At 71.2% G+C, this 20,555-nt stretch carries 22 protein-coding genes; 13 read left to right on the top strand and 9 right to left on the bottom strand.

Annotation, left to right across the window (positions count from 1 at the left end):
* Positions 1 to 8 precede the first annotated feature (8 nt).
* Together AMYTH_RS0123160 and AMYTH_RS0123155 are read left to right on the top strand one after the other, a co-directional pair.
* Positions 9 to 1,184, top strand: coding sequence for a hypothetical protein (locus AMYTH_RS0123160; RefSeq protein WP_027932308.1), 1,176 nt, complete (start codon positions 9 to 11; stop codon positions 1,182 to 1,184).
* A gap of 50 nt (positions 1,185 to 1,234) precedes the next feature.
* Positions 1,235 to 1,432 carry a hypothetical protein gene (locus tag AMYTH_RS0123155; protein ID WP_017987029.1) on the top strand — a complete coding sequence of 66 codons (198 nt, stop codon included), beginning with the start codon at positions 1,235 to 1,237 and terminating at the stop codon, positions 1,430 to 1,432.
* A gap of 51 nt (positions 1,433 to 1,483) precedes the next feature.
* On the opposite strand, the gene AMYTH_RS0123150 is transcribed toward AMYTH_RS0123155, so the two are convergent.
* Together AMYTH_RS0123150 and AMYTH_RS0123145 are read right to left on the bottom strand one after the other, a co-directional pair.
* Positions 1,484 to 1,876 carry an SCO5389 family protein gene (locus AMYTH_RS0123150; RefSeq protein ID WP_017987030.1) on the bottom strand — a complete coding sequence of 131 codons (393 nt, stop codon included), beginning with the start codon at positions 1,874 to 1,876 and terminating at the stop codon, positions 1,484 to 1,486.
* Positions 1,877 to 1,897: 21 nt separating this feature from the next.
* Positions 1,898 to 2,860: an ATP-binding protein gene (locus AMYTH_RS0123145; protein WP_027932307.1), complete on the bottom strand. Its 963-nt coding sequence runs from the start codon at positions 2,858 to 2,860 to the stop codon at positions 1,898 to 1,900.
* Between the two features lie 125 nt (positions 2,861 to 2,985).
* Between AMYTH_RS0123145 and AMYTH_RS0123140 the strand changes: the two genes are divergently transcribed.
* From AMYTH_RS0123140 to AMYTH_RS0123130, 3 genes are read left to right on the top strand one after another with little or no spacing between them, the layout of a single operon-like run.
* Positions 2,986 to 4,389 carry an RNB domain-containing ribonuclease gene (locus AMYTH_RS0123140; RefSeq protein WP_027932306.1) on the top strand — a complete coding sequence of 468 codons (1,404 nt, stop codon included), beginning with the start codon at positions 2,986 to 2,988 and terminating at the stop codon, positions 4,387 to 4,389.
* A complete protein-coding gene (locus tag AMYTH_RS0123135; protein WP_027932305.1) occupies positions 4,386 to 4,760 on the top strand; it encodes a DUF4326 domain-containing protein in 375 nt (124 codons plus the stop codon). Before AMYTH_RS0123140 ends, AMYTH_RS0123135 begins: the two co-directional genes overlap by 4 nt.
* On the top strand, positions 4,757 to 5,527 hold the full coding sequence (locus tag AMYTH_RS0123130; RefSeq protein ID WP_027932304.1) for a helical backbone metal receptor: 771 nt from the start codon (positions 4,757 to 4,759) through the stop codon (positions 5,525 to 5,527). The genes AMYTH_RS0123135 and AMYTH_RS0123130 overlap by 4 nt, the downstream gene beginning before the upstream one ends.
* On the opposite strand, the gene AMYTH_RS0123125 is transcribed toward AMYTH_RS0123130, so the two are convergent.
* Positions 5,514 to 6,242: a cache domain-containing protein gene (locus AMYTH_RS0123125; RefSeq protein ID WP_027932303.1), complete on the bottom strand. Its 729-nt coding sequence runs from the start codon at positions 6,240 to 6,242 to the stop codon at positions 5,514 to 5,516. The genes AMYTH_RS0123130 and AMYTH_RS0123125 overlap by 14 nt on opposite strands.
* Before the next feature lie 34 nt (positions 6,243 to 6,276).
* Complete coding sequence (locus tag AMYTH_RS0123120) at positions 6,277 to 7,020, bottom strand: FadR/GntR family transcriptional regulator (protein ID WP_027932302.1); 744 nt, start codon at positions 7,018 to 7,020, stop codon at positions 6,277 to 6,279.
* Between the two features lie 133 nt (positions 7,021 to 7,153).
* Between AMYTH_RS0123120 and AMYTH_RS0123115 the strand changes: the two genes are divergently transcribed.
* Genes AMYTH_RS0123115 through AMYTH_RS0123090 form a run of 6 tightly spaced genes read left to right on the top strand, consistent with a single transcriptional unit; the run spans position 7,154 to position 13,554 of the window.
* Positions 7,154 to 8,575 carry a gamma-aminobutyraldehyde dehydrogenase gene (locus AMYTH_RS0123115; RefSeq protein WP_027932301.1) on the top strand — a complete coding sequence of 474 codons (1,422 nt, stop codon included), beginning with the start codon at positions 7,154 to 7,156 and terminating at the stop codon, positions 8,573 to 8,575.
* A gap of 5 nt (positions 8,576 to 8,580) precedes the next feature.
* The gene (locus AMYTH_RS0123110) at positions 8,581 to 9,648 is read left to right on the top strand and encodes an ABC transporter ATP-binding protein (protein WP_037324027.1); all 1,068 of its coding nucleotides are present in this window, start codon (positions 8,581 to 8,583) and stop codon (positions 9,646 to 9,648) included.
* A 12-nt stretch (positions 9,649 to 9,660) separates the two neighbouring features.
* Positions 9,661 to 10,872 carry an ABC transporter substrate-binding protein gene (locus AMYTH_RS0123105; RefSeq protein WP_027932299.1) on the top strand — a complete coding sequence of 404 codons (1,212 nt, stop codon included), beginning with the start codon at positions 9,661 to 9,663 and terminating at the stop codon, positions 10,870 to 10,872.
* Between the two features lies 1 nt (position 10,873).
* Positions 10,874 to 11,731, top strand: coding sequence for an ABC transporter permease (locus AMYTH_RS0123100; RefSeq protein WP_027932298.1), 858 nt, complete (start codon positions 10,874 to 10,876; stop codon positions 11,729 to 11,731).
* Between the two features lie 9 nt (positions 11,732 to 11,740).
* Entirely contained in the window at positions 11,741 to 12,547 is an 807-nt protein-coding gene (locus tag AMYTH_RS0123095; protein ID WP_017987041.1) for an ABC transporter permease, read from the top strand.
* A gap of 53 nt (positions 12,548 to 12,600) precedes the next feature.
* Positions 12,601 to 13,554, top strand: coding sequence for an undecaprenyl-diphosphate phosphatase (locus AMYTH_RS0123090; RefSeq protein ID WP_027932297.1), 954 nt, complete (start codon positions 12,601 to 12,603; stop codon positions 13,552 to 13,554).
* A gap of 37 nt (positions 13,555 to 13,591) precedes the next feature.
* Here AMYTH_RS0123090 and panB read toward each other — a convergent pair whose 3' ends face one another.
* The 3 genes from panB to AMYTH_RS0123075 all read right to left on the bottom strand — a co-directional run bounded on the left by panB (position 13,592) and on the right by AMYTH_RS0123075 (position 16,790).
* A complete protein-coding gene (panB, locus tag AMYTH_RS0123085) occupies positions 13,592 to 14,452 on the bottom strand; it encodes a 3-methyl-2-oxobutanoate hydroxymethyltransferase (RefSeq protein ID WP_017987043.1) in 861 nt (286 codons plus the stop codon).
* Positions 14,453 to 14,562: 110 nt separating this feature from the next.
* Positions 14,563 to 15,384 carry a helix-turn-helix domain-containing protein gene (locus tag AMYTH_RS0123080; protein ID WP_167344606.1) on the bottom strand — a complete coding sequence of 274 codons (822 nt, stop codon included), beginning with the start codon at positions 15,382 to 15,384 and terminating at the stop codon, positions 14,563 to 14,565.
* A 698-nt stretch (positions 15,385 to 16,082) separates the two neighbouring features.
* Positions 16,083 to 16,790: a maleate cis-trans isomerase family protein gene (locus AMYTH_RS0123075; RefSeq protein ID WP_027932295.1), complete on the bottom strand. Its 708-nt coding sequence runs from the start codon at positions 16,788 to 16,790 to the stop codon at positions 16,083 to 16,085.
* Between the two features lie 71 nt (positions 16,791 to 16,861).
* Here AMYTH_RS0123075 and AMYTH_RS0123070 point away from each other — a divergent pair, with 71 nt between their 5' ends.
* On the top strand, positions 16,862 to 17,269 hold the full coding sequence (locus tag AMYTH_RS0123070; RefSeq protein WP_037322648.1) for an SRPBCC family protein: 408 nt from the start codon (positions 16,862 to 16,864) through the stop codon (positions 17,267 to 17,269).
* A gap of 9 nt (positions 17,270 to 17,278) precedes the next feature.
* Complete coding sequence (locus tag AMYTH_RS0123065; protein ID WP_027932293.1) at positions 17,279 to 17,812, top strand: methylated-DNA--[protein]-cysteine S-methyltransferase; 534 nt, start codon at positions 17,279 to 17,281, stop codon at positions 17,810 to 17,812.
* 413 nt (positions 17,813 to 18,225) lie between these two features.
* Here AMYTH_RS0123065 and AMYTH_RS0123060 read toward each other — a convergent pair whose 3' ends face one another.
* Together AMYTH_RS0123060 and AMYTH_RS0123055 are read right to left on the bottom strand one after the other, a co-directional pair.
* Entirely contained in the window at positions 18,226 to 18,777 is a 552-nt protein-coding gene (locus AMYTH_RS0123060; protein ID WP_027932292.1) for a DinB family protein, read from the bottom strand.
* A gap of 64 nt (positions 18,778 to 18,841) precedes the next feature.
* Positions 18,842 to 20,551, bottom strand: coding sequence for an NAD+ synthase (locus tag AMYTH_RS0123055; RefSeq protein ID WP_027932291.1), 1,710 nt, complete (start codon positions 20,549 to 20,551; stop codon positions 18,842 to 18,844).
* Between the last annotated feature and the right edge of the window lie 4 nt (positions 20,552 to 20,555).

Below are 20,555 nucleotides of genomic sequence, written 5' to 3'. Positions count from 1 at the left end.
GGTGCCCCGTGGCGAAGAAGTTCGGTAAGCGCAACAAGAAGCCGGCGCAACTCAACGACCTGTTCGGCGCCCCGCCGCCCCCGCCGCGGCCGGGCCCGCCCGCGTCGAGCACGCCCCTCGCCGACTACTTGTCGCAGGGGTTGCCGGGTGTCGACGAGGGTTACGTCGTGCTGCCGCGTTCGCTGGCGGAGTCGATGTCGCTGCCGTGGCAGCAGCAGATGGCCGGGTTGCTGTCGCAGTTCCACCAGACGCACCGGTCACTGTCCTGGCCGGTCTACCGCACCGTGCCGTCGCGCTACGAGAAGCTCGTCGACCTGGACGAGGAGCAGCTCGCCGAGGTCGGCTACCTGGTCGAGATCGACGCCGACGGCGACATGGTCTACCGCGAGCGCAGCGGGCGGAAAGTGGAGGAGCCGGAGAACACGACGGTCCTGGTGCCCTGCCTCGACCCGATCCCGCCGCGCGGGCAGGCCCGCCGCGAGGCCGCGGCGCCCGCCCCGGACCCGGACGCCCCCCGCGCCGCGCCGATGATCATCCCGCCCGCGCCGGTGTGGCGGACCACGCCGACCACGCCGTCACCCGAGGTGCCGCCGCTGCCGGAGCCGCCGAAGAAGCTCGCCGCGCCACGCACGCCACCCGGAACCGGCCCGGCCGAGGCCGGTCCGGCCGCCGCGCCCGCGGGAGGCGCGATGCCGGGCACGCCCGGCCCGGCTGCGCCCGACGCCGGTCCGGGCGCTGTGCCTTCGGGAGCTGCGATGGCGGGTCCGCCCGGCCCCGCCGCCCCCGACGCCGGTCCGGCCGCTGCTCCGGCTGGAGCCGCGACGCCGGGTCAGGCCGCGCCGCCCGGAACCGGGCCGGCCGCGCCCGAGGCCGGCCCAGCCACGCCGGCGGGTGGCGCGATGCCGGGCCAGGGCACGCCGCCCGAGCAGCGCGTGACGGACCCGAAGGCCTGGCGCACGATGGAGCCCCCGGAGGAGCCGCCCCGGTTCACAAAGCCGCTGCCCCCGCAGCCCCAGCCGACCCCCGCGGCCGGCATCCCGCTCACCAGGGCCACCGACCCGGAGCCGACGCCGCCGCAGGGCACGCCGCAGGTGAACCGCGACTGGTTCGAGCCGGACAACCCGGAGCACGAGTTCGGCCCGACCGGCCAGCCGACGGAGCTGCCGTACCGATACCGCCCCTGACCGGCGCGGTGCCGCTGGCGCCGTCCGCCGCCGGGTGCGAAGCTCGCTCTATGGCGAAGAGCAAGGACCCGAACCCGGACCAGGGCTGGTACTACAACACCCGCACCGGCGAGGTCGAGCACCTCGAGCGGTCGCGGTCCATCGACCTCCTCGGCCCCTACCCCGACGAGGCCACGGCCAAGCGCGCGCTCGAGATCGCCCGTGAGCGCACCAAGAAGGCCGACGAGGAAGACGCCAAGTGGCGCTGACGTGACAGGGCCCCGGACCGCAGCCGGTCCGGGGCCCTTCCGTCGGAAACCTCAGCAGTCGCGCAGTGCGGGGCTCTGGTTGCGCAGCTGGCCGGCCGGGGAGATGAACTCCCGGTACGCGTCGCTGTCCACGGCGGCCGGGCGGAAGGCCGCGACGCGGTGGCAGTTCTGGAACGCCAGCTTCATGCCGAAGTGCCGCTCCAGCCCACCGCGGATCGCGTCCGAAGCCAGCGCCCGCAGCAGCTGGCCTCGCTCCTTCTCGCTCGGCGGCGGGGTCGCGTGGTCGGCGAAGTCAGCGGCGCCGCCCTCGAGGTCCGCGGCCACTTCGCTGATCACCTGCCACGCGTAGGGCAGCGAGTCGCGCACGCAGGCGACGAACTCGGCGTCGCTCACCTCACCGGATTCGGCTCGGGCGAGCAGGTCGGCGGGTACATCGAGGGACATCTTGCTCCTTTCGATTTCTTCCTACGCCCCGGCCAGCGCTGGCGGGCCGGGCACGAACTCGGGGTCCACCTGCTCGGCCAGGTCCACTCCCGCGCGCTCGTTGCCCCACGACCGGGCGTTGCGCAGGTGGAACTCGACGGCCTGGCGGTGGAACTTCACCCAGTCCCGCGGTGTGGCATCCACAGTGGACTGGATGGTGGCGAGGGCGTCCAGGTTGTGCGGTTCCAGCGCGGTGATCGGCCGCGCCCGGCCGCGCTCGGCGGCGCGCACGTGCGACGATCCGGACAGCCAGCACAGCAGGTCCGAACCCAGCTGGTCGCGCAGGAACTCGACGTCCTCGTCGTCGGTGACCTTGTTCCCGACCACCGCGAGCCGCACGCCGAAGTCACGCGCGTACTCGGCGTACTGCCGGTACACGCCGACGCTGCGCAGCGTCGGCTCGCAGACCAGGAACGTCACGTCGAAGCGGGTGAACAGGCCGGAGGCGAACGCGTCGGCGCCCGCGGTCATGTCCATCACCACGTACTCGCCCGTGTCGTCGACCAGGTGGTTCAGCAGCAGCTCCGCCGCGCCGACCTTCGAGTGGTAGCAGGCCACCCCCAGATCGTCTTCGGTGAACTGCCCGGTCACGCCCAGCCGCACCCCGGCGACGTCGCGGAAGCACGCCGCGAAGACCGGGTTGTCCTCGAACGGCCGCACCAGCCGCGAACCGCGCCCCGGCGGCGTCGTCTTGATCATCGCCTCGGCGCTCGTGATCCGCGGGTTGTCGCCGCGCAGCCAGTCCTTGATCAGGGGGAGGTGCTCGCCGAGCGTCGGCAGCGCGGCCGCCTCCTCCGTGGAGGCGCCCAGCGCGACGGCGAGGTGCTGGTTGATGTCGGCGTCGATGGCCAGGACGGGGTGGCCGGAACCGGAGAGATAAGCGGCGAACAGCGAGGTCAGCGTCGTCTTCCCGCTTCCGCCCTTGCCGACAAAGGCGACTTTCACAGTGTGCGCACCCTTCAGGTAGATGAAAACGATATCGCTTTTCGACGGTGTGCGGGCAAGATACACCCGTCCGGCTCAACCCCGAACGGGCGACCGGAACGGCCATACCGGGTTAGGGTCTAGGTGTGCCCCACGTCGTGACCAGCACGAACTCGGCGGACGGCGGGTTCGCCCGGCTGCGCGCCGAGTTCGAGCTGCCGGAGGACTTCGACCCGGCCGTACTGGCCGAGGCCGAGGGCGTCGTGATGGACCCGTCCGGACTGGCCGCAGACCGCGCCGACGCGACCGACCTGCCCCTGGTCACGCTCGATCCGCCGGGCGCGAAGGACCTCGACCAGGCCATCCTCATCGAGCGGCGCGCAGGCGGCTTCCGCGTGCACTACGCGATCGCCGACCTCGCCGCGTTCGTCGCGCCGGGCGGCCCGATCGACCGCGAGGCCCGCCGCCGCGGCCAGACCCTCTACCTGCCCGACGGCACCGTGCCGCTGCACCCGCCGGTGCTGTCCGAGGGCGCGGCGAGCCTGCTGCCGCGCGAGGTCCGGCCCGCCGTGCTGTGGACCCTGGACCTCGACCGCGACGGCGAACTCCTCCACGCCACCGTGCGCCGCGCGCTCGTCCGCTCCACCGACCAACTCGACTACGCGACCGAGGACCCGGCCGCGCCGCACCCGTCGATCGCCGCCCTGCCCGAGCTGGGCACGCTCCGCCGGGAACTGGCGGTGCGCCGCGGCGCGGTCGAACCGCAGCTGCCGGACCGGATCATCGGCGCGAACGGCGGCGACTGGGTGCTCGGCATGCGGCCGCGCACGAGACTCGAGGCGTGGAACGCGGAGATCTCCCTGCTCACCGGGATGGCCGCGGCGCGGATGATGATCGACGCGAAGATCGGCCTGCTGCGCACCCTGCCCGAGCCGGACGCCGAAACCCTCCACTGGCTGCGTGGCGCGGCCCGCGCGCTGGGCATCGACTGGCGCGCCGGGACGAGCGTGGCCGAGCTGCTCGCCGGGCTCGATCCGGCCCAGCCGGAGTCGATGGCGTTCTACACCGACACCACCCGCCTGCTGCGCGGCGCCGGCTACACCACATTCGACGGCGAACTGCCCGAGGTCGTCACGCACGCCGGCATCGGCGCCCCGTACGCGCACGTCACCGCGCCCATCCGGCGACTGGCCGACCGGTTCGCCACCGAGGTGTGCCTGGCCGTCAGCGCCGGCGAGCCGGTCCCCGCGTGGACCCGCACCGCGCTGACCGAGCTGCCCGGCCTGATGAGCGCGTCGGACCTGCTCGCCGCGCGGGTGGAGAAGGCCTGCCTGGACCAGGTCGAGGCGTGGATGCTGGCGGACCGCGTCGGCGAGACCTTCGAGGCGGTCGTCCTGCGGGCGGAGGAGAACCGCGCGGAGATCCTGCTGGCCGATCCGCCGGTGATGGCGCGGTGCGCGGGGGAGAACCTGCCGGAGGGCCGCCGCATCAGCGTCCGGCTCACCGCGGTGGACGTCGACAAGCGGAAGGTGTCGTTCGAGCGGGCATGAGCGACTGGACCGACGAGGAACGCGAGCTGGCGCAGCGCGTGCGCGACGGCCACGCGGTGGTCGTCAACGTGCGGAAATCGGGCCCGCACAAGAACCTCGTGCCGTGGTTGGTGGAGCACGACCTGATCACCTACATCGGGCACAGGGGCAACCGGCACTCCTGGCCGGAGTCCGACTTCGCGAACCCGTTCGTCAAAGAGGGCAAGACCGACCGCGCCGCCATGGTGCGGCACTACCGCGAGTACCTGGACGGGCGGCCGGACCTGCTGGCCCGGCTGGACGAACTGTCCGGCCGGGCGCTGGGCTGCTGGTGCGCGCCGGAACCCTGCCACGGCGACGTCCTGCTGGCACACCTCGAAGGAGACCGATGACGCTGTTCGACGACCTCGGGGAGGACGCGCCGCTGCGTGGCACGCCCCGGCGCGTGGTCTCGCTGGTCCCGGCGCTGACGGAAGCGGTCGAGGCGACCGTGCCGGGCCGCATCGCCGGCGCCACCGACTACTGCACCCACCCGGACAGCCTGCAGGTGTCGCGAGTGGGCGGCTCGAAGTACCCGAAGGTCGACGACGTCCTCGCGCTGCGCCCGGACCTGGTGCTCGCCAACTCCGAGGAGAACCGCCCGGAGGACGTGGAACGCCTGCGCGCCAACGGGGTCCCGGTGTGGGTGATGGAGGCGCCGGCGACCGTTCCGCACGCGCTGGCGTCGCTGCGCCGCCTGCTGACCCAGGCGTTCGAGGTGTCCGAACCGGACTGGCTGGTGACCGCCGAGGAACTGTGGCGGGAGGCGGCGCCCGAGCGTGTGCGTGCCGTGATCCCGGTGTGGCGCAAGCCGTGGATCGTGCTCGGCCGGGACACGTTCGGCGGCGACGTGCTGCACCGCCTCGGGGTCGCCAACGTCTACGCCGACCACGAGGACCGGTACCCACGCCCGAAGATCGACGAGCTGCGGGCGCGGTTCGCCGACGGCGCGGACCTGCTGGTGCTGCCCGACGAGCCGTACCTGTTCACCGACATCGACGGCCCCGAGGCGTTCCCGGACGTGCCGTACGTGCTGGTCTCCGGTCGTTACCTGACCTGGTACGGACCGTCCCTCGTGGACGCCCACCGCGAGCTGTCGGCAGCGTTCAGCGCCTGGTGACGAGCAGCGCGATCGGCGCGTCCCCGCAGCGCAGCAGCACCGTGTCCGCGTCGTGCACCGGCTGTGCGCCGCCGTTCCACCAGGACGCGATGTCCGGATCCCGCACCAGCGAACCGGTCGCCTGGCGGGCCGTGTTGGCGGCGATCACGCGGCCCTGCGCGTTGATCACCGCCGCCCGTCCGGCGACCCGCCGCAGCTTCGGCAGCAGCAGCCGCTCGAACTCGTGCACGAACACGTCCGCGCCGACGACCCCGGCGAACGCGCCGTCGCGCAGCACCGGGACGGTGAAGGTCAGCGTGTACTCGTCGGTGCACAGGTAGTCGACGTACGGCCCGGTGATGTGGCGGCGACCGGAATCCCGCGGCACGGTGAACCACGACTGCCGCGTGTAGTCCAGGAAGTGGTCGCTGGCCGGGTCGAGGCTGATGAACAGCTGCGCGGGCGGGCCGCCCGGCGTGCACGTCCACCATTCGAACCCGAAACGCTGGTCGGCGAGCGCGTCCGGGGCGGCGATGAAACCGGCGCCCACCACCCGTTCGCCCAGCGCCGCGAGCACGTCCGGGCGCAGCGCGTCCAGGTCGGCGGCGCGGACCGGGCCCGGTCTGCCGAGGATCGCGGTGGCCGCGGCGACGGCGGGCGCCAGCCGCCCGAAGACGCCCTCGACGATGCCGGACACCTCTTCGGCGATGTCCTCGCCGGCCAGCGTGTCGTTCACGATGCCGCCCCTGGTGTAGTCGAGGTGTCGAAGCTTAGGACCCGAGTAGGTCAAGATGCACCTCACCCAATCGGTCGATGGTGTCCAGGATGTGCTGCTCGGTCAGCTTGCGGGCGAGTTCGCCGTCGGCCTGGGCGATCGCGGCGGCGATGGCCCGGTGCTCGGTGCACGCCGTCACCGGATCGTGGTGCCCGAGCGGCAGCCACAGCAGCGCGCCCTGTTCGCTCTGCAACCGGATCTCCTGGTGCGTGAGGCGCGGGGACTGGGACGCGGCGGCGACCTCCAGGTGGAACTGCCGCTCGGCGCGGGCGGCCGCGGTGCCGGCCGCGCCGTCCATGTCCTCGGCGGCGAGCTGGAGGCGCGCGATGTCCTCGGTGGAGCTGCGCTCGGCCGCCAGCCGGGCCGCGGCACCGGCGATCGCCACGTAGTCGTCGCCGATGTCCCGCAGCTCGCTGAGCGAGACCTCACGCAGGCGCGCCCGCCACGTCTCGTCGTTCTCCTCCGGCGGCGCGCAGACGAAGCTGCCGCCGCCGCGGCCTCTCTTCGTCTGCACCAGACCCTGCTGCCGGAGGGCCACCAGCGCCTCCCGCACGGTCACGGTCGACACCCCGAACTGCTCGGCGAGCTCGGCCTCGCTGGGCAGTTGCTCCTGGTCGGCGAGGACACCCAGCGTGATCGCGTCCACCAGCCGCCGGGCGACGAGCTCGGCCCGCCCGGTCTGGTCCAGGGGCGCGAACAGGACTGATCGCGCGCTGGGGGACGTCAACGGCCTTCGCATCGGGCTCCTTCTTTCGGGTACCGCCGCGAACAATCCTGCCTCAAAGACTTGTCCTATGAAATATGGTCTTATATGTTTTCCGGCCATCGGGGTGACCGACCCGCACCGTCCCCGCTGAGCCAGGAGCCTGCCCGTGCACCAGCTGAAGCACTTCATCGACGGCGAACCCGCGGATTCCGCGGACGGCGCTGTCGCCGAGATCATCGATCCGGTCACCGGACGGCCGTACTGCACCGCGCCGGTCGGCGGCGCGCAGGACGTGGATCGCGCCCTGCGTGCGGCGGCCCGGGCCTTCGAGCAGTGGCGCGAGACCACACCCGGCGACCGCCAGGCCGCGTTGCTGAAGATCGCCGACGCTGTCGAGCGCCGCGCCGAGGAGATCGTCCGCGTCGAGTCGGCGAACACGGGCAAGCCGCTGGCCGTGACCACAGCCGAAGAGATCCCCGTGCTCATCGACCAGTTGCGGTTCTTCGCCGGGGCCGCCCGCGCGCTGGAAGGCCGCGCCGCGGGGGAATACCTCACCGGGCACACCTCCTACGTCCGGCGCGAGCCGATCGGGGTGTGCGCGCAGGTGACGCCGTGGAACTACCCGCTGATGATGGCGACCTGGAAGATCGCGCCCGCGCTGGCGGCCGGGAACACCGTGGTGCTCAAGCCGTCCGACACGACGCCGGCGTCCACTGTGCTCCTCGCCGAGATCGCCGCGGAGTTCCTGCCGCCGGGCGTGCTCAACGTCGTCTGCGGTGACCGGGCCACCGGCCGGGCGCTGGTCGAGCACGACATCCCGGCGATGGTGTCGATCACCGGCTCGGTCCGGGCAGGCATCGAGGTCGCCGGCTCCGCGGCCGCCGACCTCAAGCGCGTCCACTTGGAACTGGGCGGCAAGGCGCCGGTGATCGTCTTCCCGGACGCCGACATCGACGACGCGGCCGAGACCATCGCGGGCGCCGGCTTCTTCAACGCGGGCCAGGACTGCACGGCCGCCACCCGCGTGCTCGTCCACGACGACGTGCACGACGAGTTCGTGGCCGCGCTGACCCGGCACGCGGAGGCGACGAAGACCGGGCTGCCGGACGACCCGGACGTGCTCTACGGGCCGCTCAACAGCGCCGCGCACCTCGCGAAGGTCGCCGGGTTCATCGAGCGGCTGCCCGCGCACGCGACCGTCCACACCGGCGGCAAGCGCGCCCGCGACGAGGGTTTCTTCTTCGAGCCCACCGTGGTCTCCGGTGTCCGGCAGGACGACGAGATCTCGCAGAACGAGGTGTTCGGCCCGGTCATCACGGTGCAGCGGTTCAGCGGCGACGACGAGGCGCTGGCCGCGGCCAACGGCGTCGAGTACGGGCTCGCGTCGTCGATCTGGACCGCCGACCACCGCCGCGCGATGCGCCTGTCCGCGAAGCTCGACTTCGGCTGCGTGTGGATCAACACGCACATCCCGCTGGTGGCCGAAATGCCGCACGGCGGGTTCAAGAAGTCCGGCTACGGCAAGGACCTCTCGCTCTACGGGCTCGAGGACTACACCCGTGTCAAGCACGTCATGACGGCCTGGTGATCGACATGTCGCCCAACCAAGCTCCCGCACTGGCCGAAAAGACCGCCCCGGCGGAGACCACGAGCGCGATCCGGCTGCGTGGCCTGCGCAAGGAGTTCGGCTCCGTGGTCGCCGTCGAGGGCGTCGACCTGGACATCGCGCAGGGCGAGTTCTTCTCGATGCTCGGCCCGTCCGGCTCGGGCAAGACGACCGTGCTGCGCATGATCGCCGGGTTCGAGCTGCCCACGTCCGGCACGGTCGAACTGGCCGGCCGCGACGTCACCCGGCTGGCGCCGTTCGAGCGGGACGTCAACACCGTGTTCCAGGACTACGCGCTGTTCCCGCACATGACCGTGCAGCAGAACGTCGAGTACGGGTTGCGGGTCAAGAAGGTGCCCCGCGCGCAGCGCCGCGAACGCGCCCGCGAGGCGCTGCGGACCGTCCACTTGGAAGGATTCGAGGGCCGCAAACCCACACAGCTCTCCGGCGGTCAGCGGCAACGCGTCGCGCTGGCCCGCGCGCTCGTCAACCGCCCCAAGGTGCTGCTGCTCGACGAACCCCTCGGCGCGCTGGACCTGAAACTGCGGCACGCCATGCAAACCGAGCTGAAGCAGATCCAGCGCGACGTCGGCATCACGTTCATCTTCGTGACGCACGACCAGGACGAGGCGCTGACGATGAGCGACCGCATCGCCGTGTTCAACACCGGCGGGATCGAACAGGTCGGCACGCCGAGCGAGGTGTACGAGGAGCCGGCCACCGCGTTCGTCGCCGGGTTCGTCGGCACGTCGAACCTGCTGTCCGGCGACAGCGCCGAGGCGGTGCTCGGCACGCGAGGCGTGTTCAGCATCCGGCCGGAGAAGATCCGCATCGACCCGGACCTGTCACAACCGGCCGCCGTCGGCGAAATCTCCGCGACGGGCACGGTGACCAGCACCTCCTACGCCGGCGCCACCGTCCGCTACGTGGTGGCGCTCGACGTCGGCGGGCAGCTCTCGGTGGTCCGGCAGAACGCCGGCGCACCCCTCGAACTTGCCGACAACCGAGTCCGCCTGTGTTGGCGGCAAGAGCACAACTTCCGCATAACCGAGTAAGGAGCCATCCAGATGCGCAACAGCCGGACCCTGCGCTTGATCGCGGGGCTGATGTGTGCGGGGACCGCGGTCGCGGCCTGCGGCACGTCGAGCACTTCGTCCAGCTCGTCCAGCGCGGGCGGGCAGGGCTTCACCCCGCCCAAGCTCGAAGCCCTCTCCCAGCTCGGTCAGCCCGAGGGCGCGCTGAACATCCTGGCCTGGCCCGGTTACGCGGAAAACGGGTCCAACGACCCCAACGTCGACTGGGTGACCCCGTTCGAGCAGGCCACCGGGTGCAAGGTCAACGTCAAGACCTTCGGCACCTCCGACGAGGCCGTCAGCCTCATGAAGACCGGCCAGTACGACGTCATCTCCGCCTCCGGTGACGCCTCGCTCCGGCTCATCGCCGCCGGCGACACCGAACCGGTCAACACCAGCCTCATCCCGAACTACGCCGACGTCTTCGACTTCCTCAAGAACAAGCCGTGGAACAGCGTGAACAACGTCTCCTACGGCGTGCCGCACGGCTGGGGCGCCAACGTCCTCACCTACCGCACCGACCAGGTCAGCCCCGCGCCGACGTCGTGGTCGGTGGTCTTCGACGCGAACTCCCCGTACAAGGGCAAGGTCACCGCGTACGACTCGCCGATCTACATCGCCGACGCCGCGCTGTACCTGATGAAGACCAAGCCGGAACTGGGCATCAAGAACCCCTACGCGCTGGACGACAAGCAGTTCCAGGCCGCGGTCGACCTGCTCAAGCAGCAGCGCCCGCTGGTGTCGGAGTACTGGTCGGACTACCTCAAGGAAAGCCAGGCGCTGAAGAACGGCGACGCCGTCATCGGCACCGCGTGGCAGGTGACGGTCAACCTGACCAAGTCCGAGGGCGCGCCGCTCGAGTCGACCCTGCCCGTCGAGGGCGCCACCGGCTGGTCGGACACCTGGATGGTGGCCACCAAGTCGCCGCACAAGACCTGCGCCTACAAGTGGCTCGACCACATCGTCAGCCCGCAGGCCAACGCGAAGGTCGCCGAGTACTTCGGCGAGGCCCCGGCCAACCCGAAGGCCTGCTCGCTGACCGCGGACGCCAAGCACTGCGAGACCTACCACGCCGGTGACGCCGCCTACGCGAGCCAGATCTGGTACTGGACCACGCCGATCGCGCAGTGCGTCGACGGCCGCACCGACGTCAAGTGCAAGGACTACGGCGAGTGGACTCGCGCGTGGACGGAGATCAAGGGCTGACATGAGCATCGCCGCCAGTGTGTCGGGATTCCTGTACCGCAAACCCAGGTTGCGGCTGGGCATGCTGCTCAGCGCGCCACTGCTCTGGCTGGGCCTGGCCTACCTCGGCGCACTGGCGGCGTTGTTCGTCACCGCCTTCTGGCACACCGACACGTTCACCGGCCAGGTCGTCACCGAGTGGTCGCTGGACAACTTCGCGACCCTGTTCACCGACGAGGTCTACCGCACGATCACGTTCCGCACCCTCGGGATCGCGGTGGCGGTGACGGTGATCGACGCGGTCATCGCCTTCCCGATGGCCTTCTACATGGCCAAGTTCGCCTCGCCGCGGGCGCAGCGGATCCTGGTGATCGCGGTGATGACGCCGCTGTGGGCCAGTTACCTCGTCAAGGCGTACTCGTGGCGGGTCATGCTGTCGGGCAATGGGCTGGTTGGGTGGCTCTTCGGCGCCACCCCCGGCTACGGCCTGACCGCCACCATCCTCACGCTGTCCTACCTGTGGCTGCCCTACATGATCCTGCCGATCTACGCGGGACTGGACCGGTTGCCGAACTCGCTCGTCGAGGCGTCGAGCGACCTGGGCGGCCGGTCGTGGCGGACGTTCCGGTCGGTGGTGCTGCCGCTGACGTTCCCCGCGATCGTGGCCGGGTCGATCTTCACGTTCTCGCTGACGCTGGGCGACTACATCACCGTCAAGATCGTCGGTGGCGCCGGCCAGATGCTCGGCAACGTCGTCTACGACAACATCGGCGCGGCGAACAACCTCCCCTTCGCGGCGACGGTCGCGACGGTGCCGGTCGTGATCATGCTCGTCTACCTCGCCGCGGTGCGCCGGACCGGTGCGCTCGACAACCTCTAGGCGGTCCCCATGATGCTTTCGAAGAAGACCAAGTACGTGCTGCTCGCCGCGCTGGTGCTCGGGCTCGCCGTGATCTACGTGCCGCTGCTGGTGGTGCTGCTGAACTCGGTCAACAGCGACACCACGTTCGGCTGGCCGCCGTCCGGGTTCACGCTCGAATGGTGGGGCCGCGCGGCGCAGAACGAGGGTGTGCTGCGGGCGTTGTGGACCAGCCTGCAGGCGGGGCTGGCGGCCACCGCGATCGCCCTGGTGCTCGGCATGATGGCGGCGTTCGCGCTGCAGCGGTACCGGTTCTTCGGCAAGGACACGGTTTCGCTGCTGATCATCCTGCCGATCGCGCTGCCCGGCATCGTCACCGGCATCGCGCTGAACAACGCCTTCCGCACCATCCTGGGTGTCGACCTCGGCCTGTTCACCGCGATCGTCGCGCACGCCACGTTCTGCATCGTCGTGGTGTTCAACAACGTCGTCGCGCGGCTGCGGCGGATGGGCGGCAACCTCGAAGAGGCGTCCATGGACCTCGGGGCCGACGGGATCACCACGTTCCGGCTGGTCACGTTCCCGATGCTGCGGTCGGCGCTGCTCGCGGGCGGGCTGCTGGCGTTCGCGCTGTCGTTCGACGAGATCATCGTGACCACGTTCACCCTCGGCGCCGGGCTGCAGACGCTGCCGATCTGGATCCTGGACAACCTGTTCCGGCCCAACCAGGCGCCGGTGGTCAACGTGGTCGCCGCGGTGCTGATCGTGGTGTCGACGGTCCCGGTGTACCTGGCGCAGCGGCTGTCCGGGGACACGGCCAGCGGCGGGCGGCTGTAGCGCCTCGGGTATTTTCGGCGGACGGTTTCCGGCGGTCGGAAAAGAGGTCCGCGATGTCCGCTGTGACATATTTCGAGGCGATTGTCGTCGGCGCTTTGCAGGGCGTGTCGGAATTGTTTCCGGTGTCCAGCCTCGGGCACAGCATCCTGATTCCGGCCTGGCTGGGCGGTTCCTGGGCGCAGGACCTGAGCATGGGCGGCGAATCGCCGTACCTGGCGGTGCTCGTCGCGATGCACGTCGCGACCGCACTGGCGCTGGTGGTTTTCTACCGGCGGGACTGGGTGCGCATCGTGCGCGGGTTGTGGACTTCGGTGCGTGACCGCCGCGTGTCCGACGCCGACCAGCGGCTGGCGTGGTTGCTGGTGCTGGCGACGATCCCGGTCGGGCTGGCCGGGTTGCTGCTGGAAAGCGCGTTGCGGGACTTCCTCGGCAAACCGGTGCCCACCGCGGTGTTCCTGGCGCTCAACGGGGTCGTGCTGCTGGCCGTGGAGCGGTCCGCGCGTGCTGCACGCCGGCCGGTCCCAGTCGCGCCGGTGCCCGAGCCGTCGGAGGTGACGCGGGACTTTTCGGCGGAGATCACGATGCCGATCCGGATCATCCGGGCCGAGGAGGCCGCCGACCGCCGTCTGGCGCGGCTCGGCGTCGGCGAGGCGGTGCTGATCGGGGCGGCGCAAATCCTCGCGTTGTTCCCCGGGATCAGCCGGTCCGGCATCACGATGGTGGCCGGCCTGCGGCGGGGTTTGTCGCACGAGGACGCCGCGCGGTTCGCGTTCCTGCTGGCCACGCCGGTGATTCTGGCCGCGGGGGTGCTGAAGCTGCCGTCGCTGTTCACGCCGGCGAATCAGGCCTCCCTCGGGCCTGCGCTGGTGGGCAGCCTGGTTGCCGGGGTGGCCGCGTACCTGGCGCTGCGATTCCTGACGCGTTATTTCGAGACGCGCACTTTGACGCCGTTCGCGATTTATTGCGTGGTCGCCGGACTCGGGAGTCTCGCGTATTTCCTGGCGTGACTGCCGCCCGCCACATGAGGGCGGGCGGCAGGGGCCGTCAGTGGAAGGCGTGCTCGGGCGCGGGGAACTCGCCGCGGCGCACTTCGTCGGCGAAGGCGGCCGCGGCGCCGGACAGGGCGCCGGCGAGGTCGGCGTACCGCTTGACGAAGCGGGGCGCCTTGCCGCGGCGCAGGCCGGCCATGTCCTGCCACACCAGCACCTGGGCGTCGCAGTCCGGGCCAGCCCCGATGCCGACCGTCGGGATCTTCAGCTCGTGCGTGACCTGCTTCGCGACTTCGGCCGGCACCATCTCCATGACCACGGCGAACGCGCCGGCTTCCTGGAGCGCGAGCGCGTCGGCGATCAGGTCGGCGCCCGCCTCGCCGCGGCCCTGTACCCGGTAGCCGCCGAGGTTGTGCTCGCTCTGCGGGGTGAAGCCGATGTGACCCATGACGGGCACGCCCGCGCCGGTGAGGGCCTCGACGTGCGGCGCGAACCGGCGGCCGCCTTCGAGTTTGACCGCGTGCGCTCGGCCTTCCTTCATGAAGCGGACGGCGGTGGCGAGGGCCTGTTCGGGGGAGAGCTGGTAGGAGCCGAACGGCAGGTCCGCGACGACGAGCGCGCGTTTCGCGGCGCGGGTGACGGCGCGGACGAGGGGGAGCAGCTCGTCGACGGTCACCGGGAGCGAGGTCTCGTAGCCGAAGACGTTGTTGGCGGCCGAGTCGCCGACGAGGAGCACCGGGATGCCGGCCTCGTCGAACAGTTCGGCCGTGTACATGTCGTAAGTGGTGAGCATGGGCCACGGCTCGCCGCGGCGCTTGAGTTCCTGCAGGTGGGGGATGCGGACCTTCTTGGCCGGGGCGCCGGAAGCCGGGCCGGAGCCGTACGGGGCCGCGGTCTCGCCGCTGGTGGTGGACATCTTCGTCGACCGTCCTTCCCTCGAGGCCCTCGTCGGGTCCCCGGGTCGTGGATCTGGGAAACCAAGCGTGACACCAGGACGTGAGGCATCCCAAGGAGCTGCGATGAGCTTCACACGTCGGTGGTTCCGAGCAGCCGCCGGAGGGCCGTCGGCGGGTGGCCGACGTGTTCCTTGACGGTCCGGGTGAGGTGGGCCTGGTCGGCGAAGCCGAGGTCGGCCGCGAGTCCTGCCAGGTCCGTTTCGCCGGCTTCGAGGCGTTCCAGCACCACCCCGACGCGGACCCGGTTGCGGTAGCGGGTGAGGGGCACGCCCATTTCGCGGGTGAAGGCGCGGCTGAGCCGGAAGGGGGAGACGTGGAGCAGTTCGGCGAGGGAGAGGAGGCTGCCGGCGGCCGGGTGCCGCTCGACGATGGCAATGCGCGCCCTGGCGACGATGTCCCGGTCGGTGGCCCGGGCGCCGAGGTGCGGTGACGCCCGGGTGTCGAGGTGGGGCGCAGGCCCGATGGCGGCGCGGGTGAGGGCGAGGAGGCTTTCCGGCAGCGCGTAGTCGGAGTCGGCCTGCCGGGTGGACGCGATGAACCGCCGGTGGGCGAGCTCGAGCGCGGCGTCGACGTAGACGGCCGGAGTGGCCGGCCGATGCTCCCCGAAGAGCGAGGCCCATAGCGAGGGCGCGAACTGGATGGCGGTGCACACGTCACCACCCCCGGGATGCGCGAAGGTCTCTTCTTGATCCGGCAGCGAGAGGTAGCCAACGGTCGGATCGGCCTCGAAGACCCCGGCGCGCGTCCGGCGCCGGAACCAGCCCCGCCGAACGAGCACCAGTTCCGGCGCGGAGCGCCCCTCAGGCGCCGACCACCCGCGATGCCGACCCCCACAACGCACAACCCGCACCGCGACGCCCGCCCGCGAGGCAATCGAGAGAACGGCCACCATGCGCGCGACGGTACCCCGCAGGTACGACAATTCCGGGGCGTCTTGGTGCTGCACCGGCGCCCTTGGGACCCGCCCCCGGAGGCTCGACGTCTGCCGCTCTACCGCCCCGGCGCTCTGCCGTGCCGGCGCTGTGCCGTGCTGCGATCTGCCGCTGCTGCGATCTGCCGCTGCTGCGCTCTGCGGTGCTGGCGCTTTGCCGTGCTGGCGCTGTGCCGTGCCGGCGCTGTGCCGTGCTGCGATCTGCCGCTGCTGCGATCTGCCGCTGCTGCGCTCTGCGGTGCTGGCGCTTTGCCGTGCTGGCGCTGTGCCGTGCTGGCGCTGTGCCGTGCCGGCGCTCTGCCGCTGCTGCGCTCTGCGGTGCTGGCGCTTTGCCGTGCTGGCGCTCTGCCGCTGCTGCGCTCTGCGGTGCTGGCGCTTTGCCGTGCTGGCGCTCTGCCGCTGCTGCGCTCTGCGGTGCTGGCGCTCTGCCGTGCTGGCGCTCTGCCGTGCCGAAGCCCTGCCGCCCCCGGGGCCCTGCCGCTCGGGCACCCAAGCGTCCAGCCACCCTGCCGCCTCGGCGGCGGGCAGTGCACTGCACCGGGTGTCCGTGCTCGGCACCCGGTCAGCAAGTCGCTCTGTCCGCCCTACCGGCGCTGTTTGTCCCGGCGGCCTGCCGTCTGGCGCGGGCACCCAACGTGCGGCGCTTCGCCCCGCTGGGGTCAGCTCACCAGCAGGTGTTGTCCCTGGCCGAGTGCCTTTTCGCCCACGCTGTGGAGCAGTGCCCACATCGTGGCCTGGTTCGCGGTGATCACGGGCTTGCCCAGCTCCCGCTCCAGCGGCGCGATCACGTCGTAGGTGGGCAGGCCGGTGCAGCTCACGAACACCGCCTCGGCCGTGGGGCTGTTGCCCTCGCGGATCAGGTCCGTCACCTCCTCGGGCTGGACGTCGGGGACTTCGTCGACTGCCAGGGCGAAACCGGTGATCCTGGTGATTTCGAAGCCGTGCGCCGTCAGGTACGTCTGCAGGCGTCGGCCCACCGCGGGCGCGTACGGGTGCACCACGGCCACCCGCTGCGCGCCCACGCTCCGCAGGGCGTCGACAACCGCCCCGGACGTGGTCAGCGCCCGGGGCGCGCCGCACGACTCCATCGCTTCCCGCAGGGCGTGTTCGCCCGCCTCACCGCCGACGAAACTGCACGCGGTGCAGGCGTAGGCGATCGCCGCCGCGCCCGTGTCGCACAGCGCGCGAACCGGGGCCGCCAGGTACGCGGGATCGGACAGCGCGGACACCATCGTCAGGTTGTCGTCGGCCGGCGCCTCGGCCGTCCGGCGCACCTCCAACTCGACCCCGTCCGGCAGCCAGCGGCGGATCTCGTCGTCCCGGGTGAAGTCGAACGACGCGACGACGCCGACCCGCAGTGTGCCCATGACGCCGGATACCCGCCGAACAGCGCAAGAATCTTCAAGACCCCAGGCCGGCGGCGCGGCACGCTTACCGCATGGCTTCGATACGTACGGAAATCCTGATCGACACTCCTCTCGACGTGGTCTGGGCGGCTCTTCGGGACTGGGGCGCGCTGCACGAACGCCTCGCCCCCGGCTTCGTCACCGACACGCGCCTGGACGGCACGGACCGGATCGTCACCTTCTTCGACGGCACGGTCGTGCGTGAGGTGCTGGTCGACCTCGACGACGACGCGCACCGGCTCGTCTGGTCCGTCGTCGGCGGGCCCTACACCCATCACAACGGCGTCGCGCAGGTGTTCGCCGACGGGCCGGGCCGGACGCGGTTCGTCTGGGTCGCCGACCTCCTCCCCGGAGACCTCGCGGCACGCACCGGTGCTTTGATGGAGCAAGGCACCGCGGTCATCAAGGAGACGCTGGAGGCACAGGCCCTCCCGGCCTGAGGGGACACCATGACAGCTCTGGGTTACGCGCTCTTCGACACCGCGATCGGTCACTGCGGCATCGCCTGGGGTGAGCACGGCGTCACCGGCGTCCGCCTGCCCGACGGCGCGCCCGCCACTACGCGGTCCCGTCTTCGGGCCGACTTCCCCGGGGCCGTCGAGTCGGCGCCGCCCGACGAGATCCAGGCCGCGATCGACGAGATCACCGCCCTCCTTCGTGGTGAGCGCCGCGACCTCCTCGGGATCGTTCTCGACTACCAGGGCGTGCCGGACTTCAACCGACGCGTGTACGAGATCGCGCGGAACATCCCGCCCGGGCGGACCCTCACCTACGGCGACATCGCCCACCGGCTCGGCATGCCGGGGTCGGCGCAGGCAGTCGGCCAGGCGCTGGGGCACAACCCCTTCCCGATCGTCGTGCCGTGCCACCGCGTGCTGGCCGCCGGACGCCGCATGGGCGGGTTCTCCGCCCGTGGTGGCGTGGAGACCAAGCGGCAGATGCTCATCATCGAAGGCGCGGACGTCCAGCCGACCCTCTTCTGACGCGGGCGCGTCCGGCGCCCGGGGGAGCACGCCCGGTGGGGCGGCCGGCGTGTGAGTGGTGGTTCAAGGGATCTCCTTTCACGTTGGTTCAGAACCGAAGCGCGGGACTGGACGTGGCGGGTGGAACGGTGGGTTCTTCCGCGGCCCTCTTGCGTGGGAAGGCATGGGAGGGCGCCGGGCATCGTGTCGGGTCACGGCCCGACCGGTTACCCGTGGCCGCGCGCGGATTCAAGGGGTACTCGGGACGCATCCGGCGGGGCGGCCGGCGTGTACTTGCATTCGAGCGGCGGGCATCGTGTCGGGAGGAGCGCACGTTGCGCCCGGCGGGCGTGCAACCAAAGGCGGCGAAAGCAGGCGCCGTCAACTGCTCGCTTGCGAGCGCGTCAGCAGCGAGCGCAACCGAATCAGCGTCGTCAGCCGCTGGGGGAGCGGGGGTTCAGCCACGGTCTGACCGGCCACCCCTCCGTCGCGGCCATCAGCGGCACCGCGGTCGCACCGTCGATGTGTTCTCGCAGGATGTCCGCGTGCCCGGCGTGCCGCGCGGTTTCCTGGATCAGGTGCAGCAGCACCCACCGCACGGTCCACGCGTCCACCTCGTCCGGGAGCCACGGCACCCGCACCGGCTGCCCCAGATCCGGGATCCCGGCGACGATCTCCTCGGTCTCGCTGGCCGCCGAGTCGTAGGCGGTCAGCACCTCGGACAGCGTTTCCCCTTGACCCACAACGAAATCCGCCACGTCCTCGCCGTCCGCCGGGGAGCCCCGCACCGCGGCCATCCACCGTCGCTCGGCGCTCGTCACGTGTTTCACCAACCCGCCGATGCTCAGCGCGCTCCGCGTGGGCGTCAGCCGCGCCTGCGCATCGCTCAGACCACGCGCCGCCAGGCGCAGGACGTACCGCTGCTGCGCGAGAAAAGTGAGCAGGCCGTCGCGCTCGTCGGCCACCGGACGGACATTCCCAGCCATGACAACAGTTCCTTCCAGGAGGGGCATGGCGGAATGATGGCACCCGGGTCCGACAGTTTCCGGCTCAGAACTCCCCTTCGCGCCAGCAATTCGTGATGGGCAGCCGTCGATCTCGCCCGAAAGCCTTAAAAGTTGTCTTCGTACCGATCGGGTACTGGCGGCGTTTGTACTCCGCACGGTCTACCATCCGGATCACCCGATCGATCGTTTCCGGCGAAAACCCCGCCTCGACCAACTCGGCGTAACCCCGGTCGCCTTCGACGTAGTCGTCGAGGATGTCGTCCAGCAACCCGTAGTCCGGCAAGGAATCCGTGTCGAGCTGCCCCGGCCGCAGCTCCGCCGACGGCGGCTTGGCGATCGAGTTCTCCGGGATCGGCGGCACCTCGCCGCGTTTCTCGGCCGCGGCGTTCCGCCACCGGGCCAGCGCCCACACCTGCGTCTTGAACACGTCCTTGATCGGCGCGAACCCACCCACCGCGTCGCCGTACATCGTCGAGTACCCGACCGCCAGCTCCGTCTTGTTCCCGGTCGCCAGCACCAGATGTCCCTCCAGGTTGGACAGTGACATCAGGATCATGCCGCGCACCCGCGCCTGGATGTTCTCCTCCGCCAGACCGGACAACCCGAGCTGTGCCACGTACACCCGCACCATGTCCTCGACCGGCTCCACCCGGAAGTGGCAACCCAGCCGCCGCGCCAGTTCCGCCGCGTCGTCCCGCGAATGCGCCGACGAGTACCGCGACGGCATCGACACCCCGTGCACCGAATCCGGTCCCAGCGCGTCCACCGCCAGCGCCGCCGTCACCGCGGAGTCGATCCCGCCGGAGAACCCTAAGATCACCGAGCGGAACCCGTTCTTGTGCACGTAGTCCCGCAACCCGACGACCAGCGCCGACCACACCTCCGCCTCCTGGGACAACGGCTCCCGCACCGCCGCGGCCAAGGGTTCGTACGCCGGCACCGGATCCGCCGACAGCACCCGACGCCGCACCTCGAGCCCCTCGTACGTGCCCGGCGCGCAACCACCTGCCGCCACAGCCAAATCAGCGACCAGCAGGTGCTCCACGAACTGCGGCGCACGCGCGAGCAACGACCCGTCCGCGCCCACCACGAACGAGTCTCCGTCGAACACGAGGTCGTCCTGGCCGCCGACCTGGTTCGCGTAGACCAGGGGAGCGCCGGCCTCCGCCGCCCGCCGCGCGACCAGCGGCAGCCGGATGTCGTCCTTGGACCGTTCGTACGGCGAGGCGTTTGGCGACACCACCACGCCGACCCCGGCCGCCCCGAGCGCGGACACCGGCCCGCCCTCCTGCCAGAGGTCCTCGCAGATCACCATCCCGATGTCACAGCCGTGGAACCGCAGCACGTCCATCGTCCGCCCCGCCTTGAACCACCGCTGCTCGTCGAACACGCCGTAGTTGGGCAGGTGGTGCTTGAACTGCCGCGCGACCACCTCACCGCGCCACAGGGCGGCCGCCGCGTCGCGGGGGCCGACGTCGTCCACGTCGAGGTAGCCCACGTACACGAGCAGCTCGCCGCAACCCGTGTCCGCAAGCGAAGCAGCCAACGCCCGCAACGCCGAGCGCGACGCCTCCGCGAAGGTCCCGCGCAACGCGAGGTCCTCGACCGGGTACCCGGTCAGCGACATCTCGGGGAACACGACGACGTGCGCCCCCGCCTCGGCGGCCTTTCGGGCCCACGTCACGGTCTGCGCCGCGTTGGCCGTGAGGTCGCCGACGGTCGGGTTCACCTGGGCCAGCGCGATCCGGAGCATGGCC

Source organism: Amycolatopsis thermoflava N1165 (assembly GCF_000473265.1).
GTDB lineage: Bacteria > Actinomycetota > Actinomycetes > Mycobacteriales > Pseudonocardiaceae > Amycolatopsis_E > Amycolatopsis_E thermoflava.
Note: the sequence above shows the minus strand (reverse complement) of the source record. Positions and strands in the feature narration are given on the sequence as shown.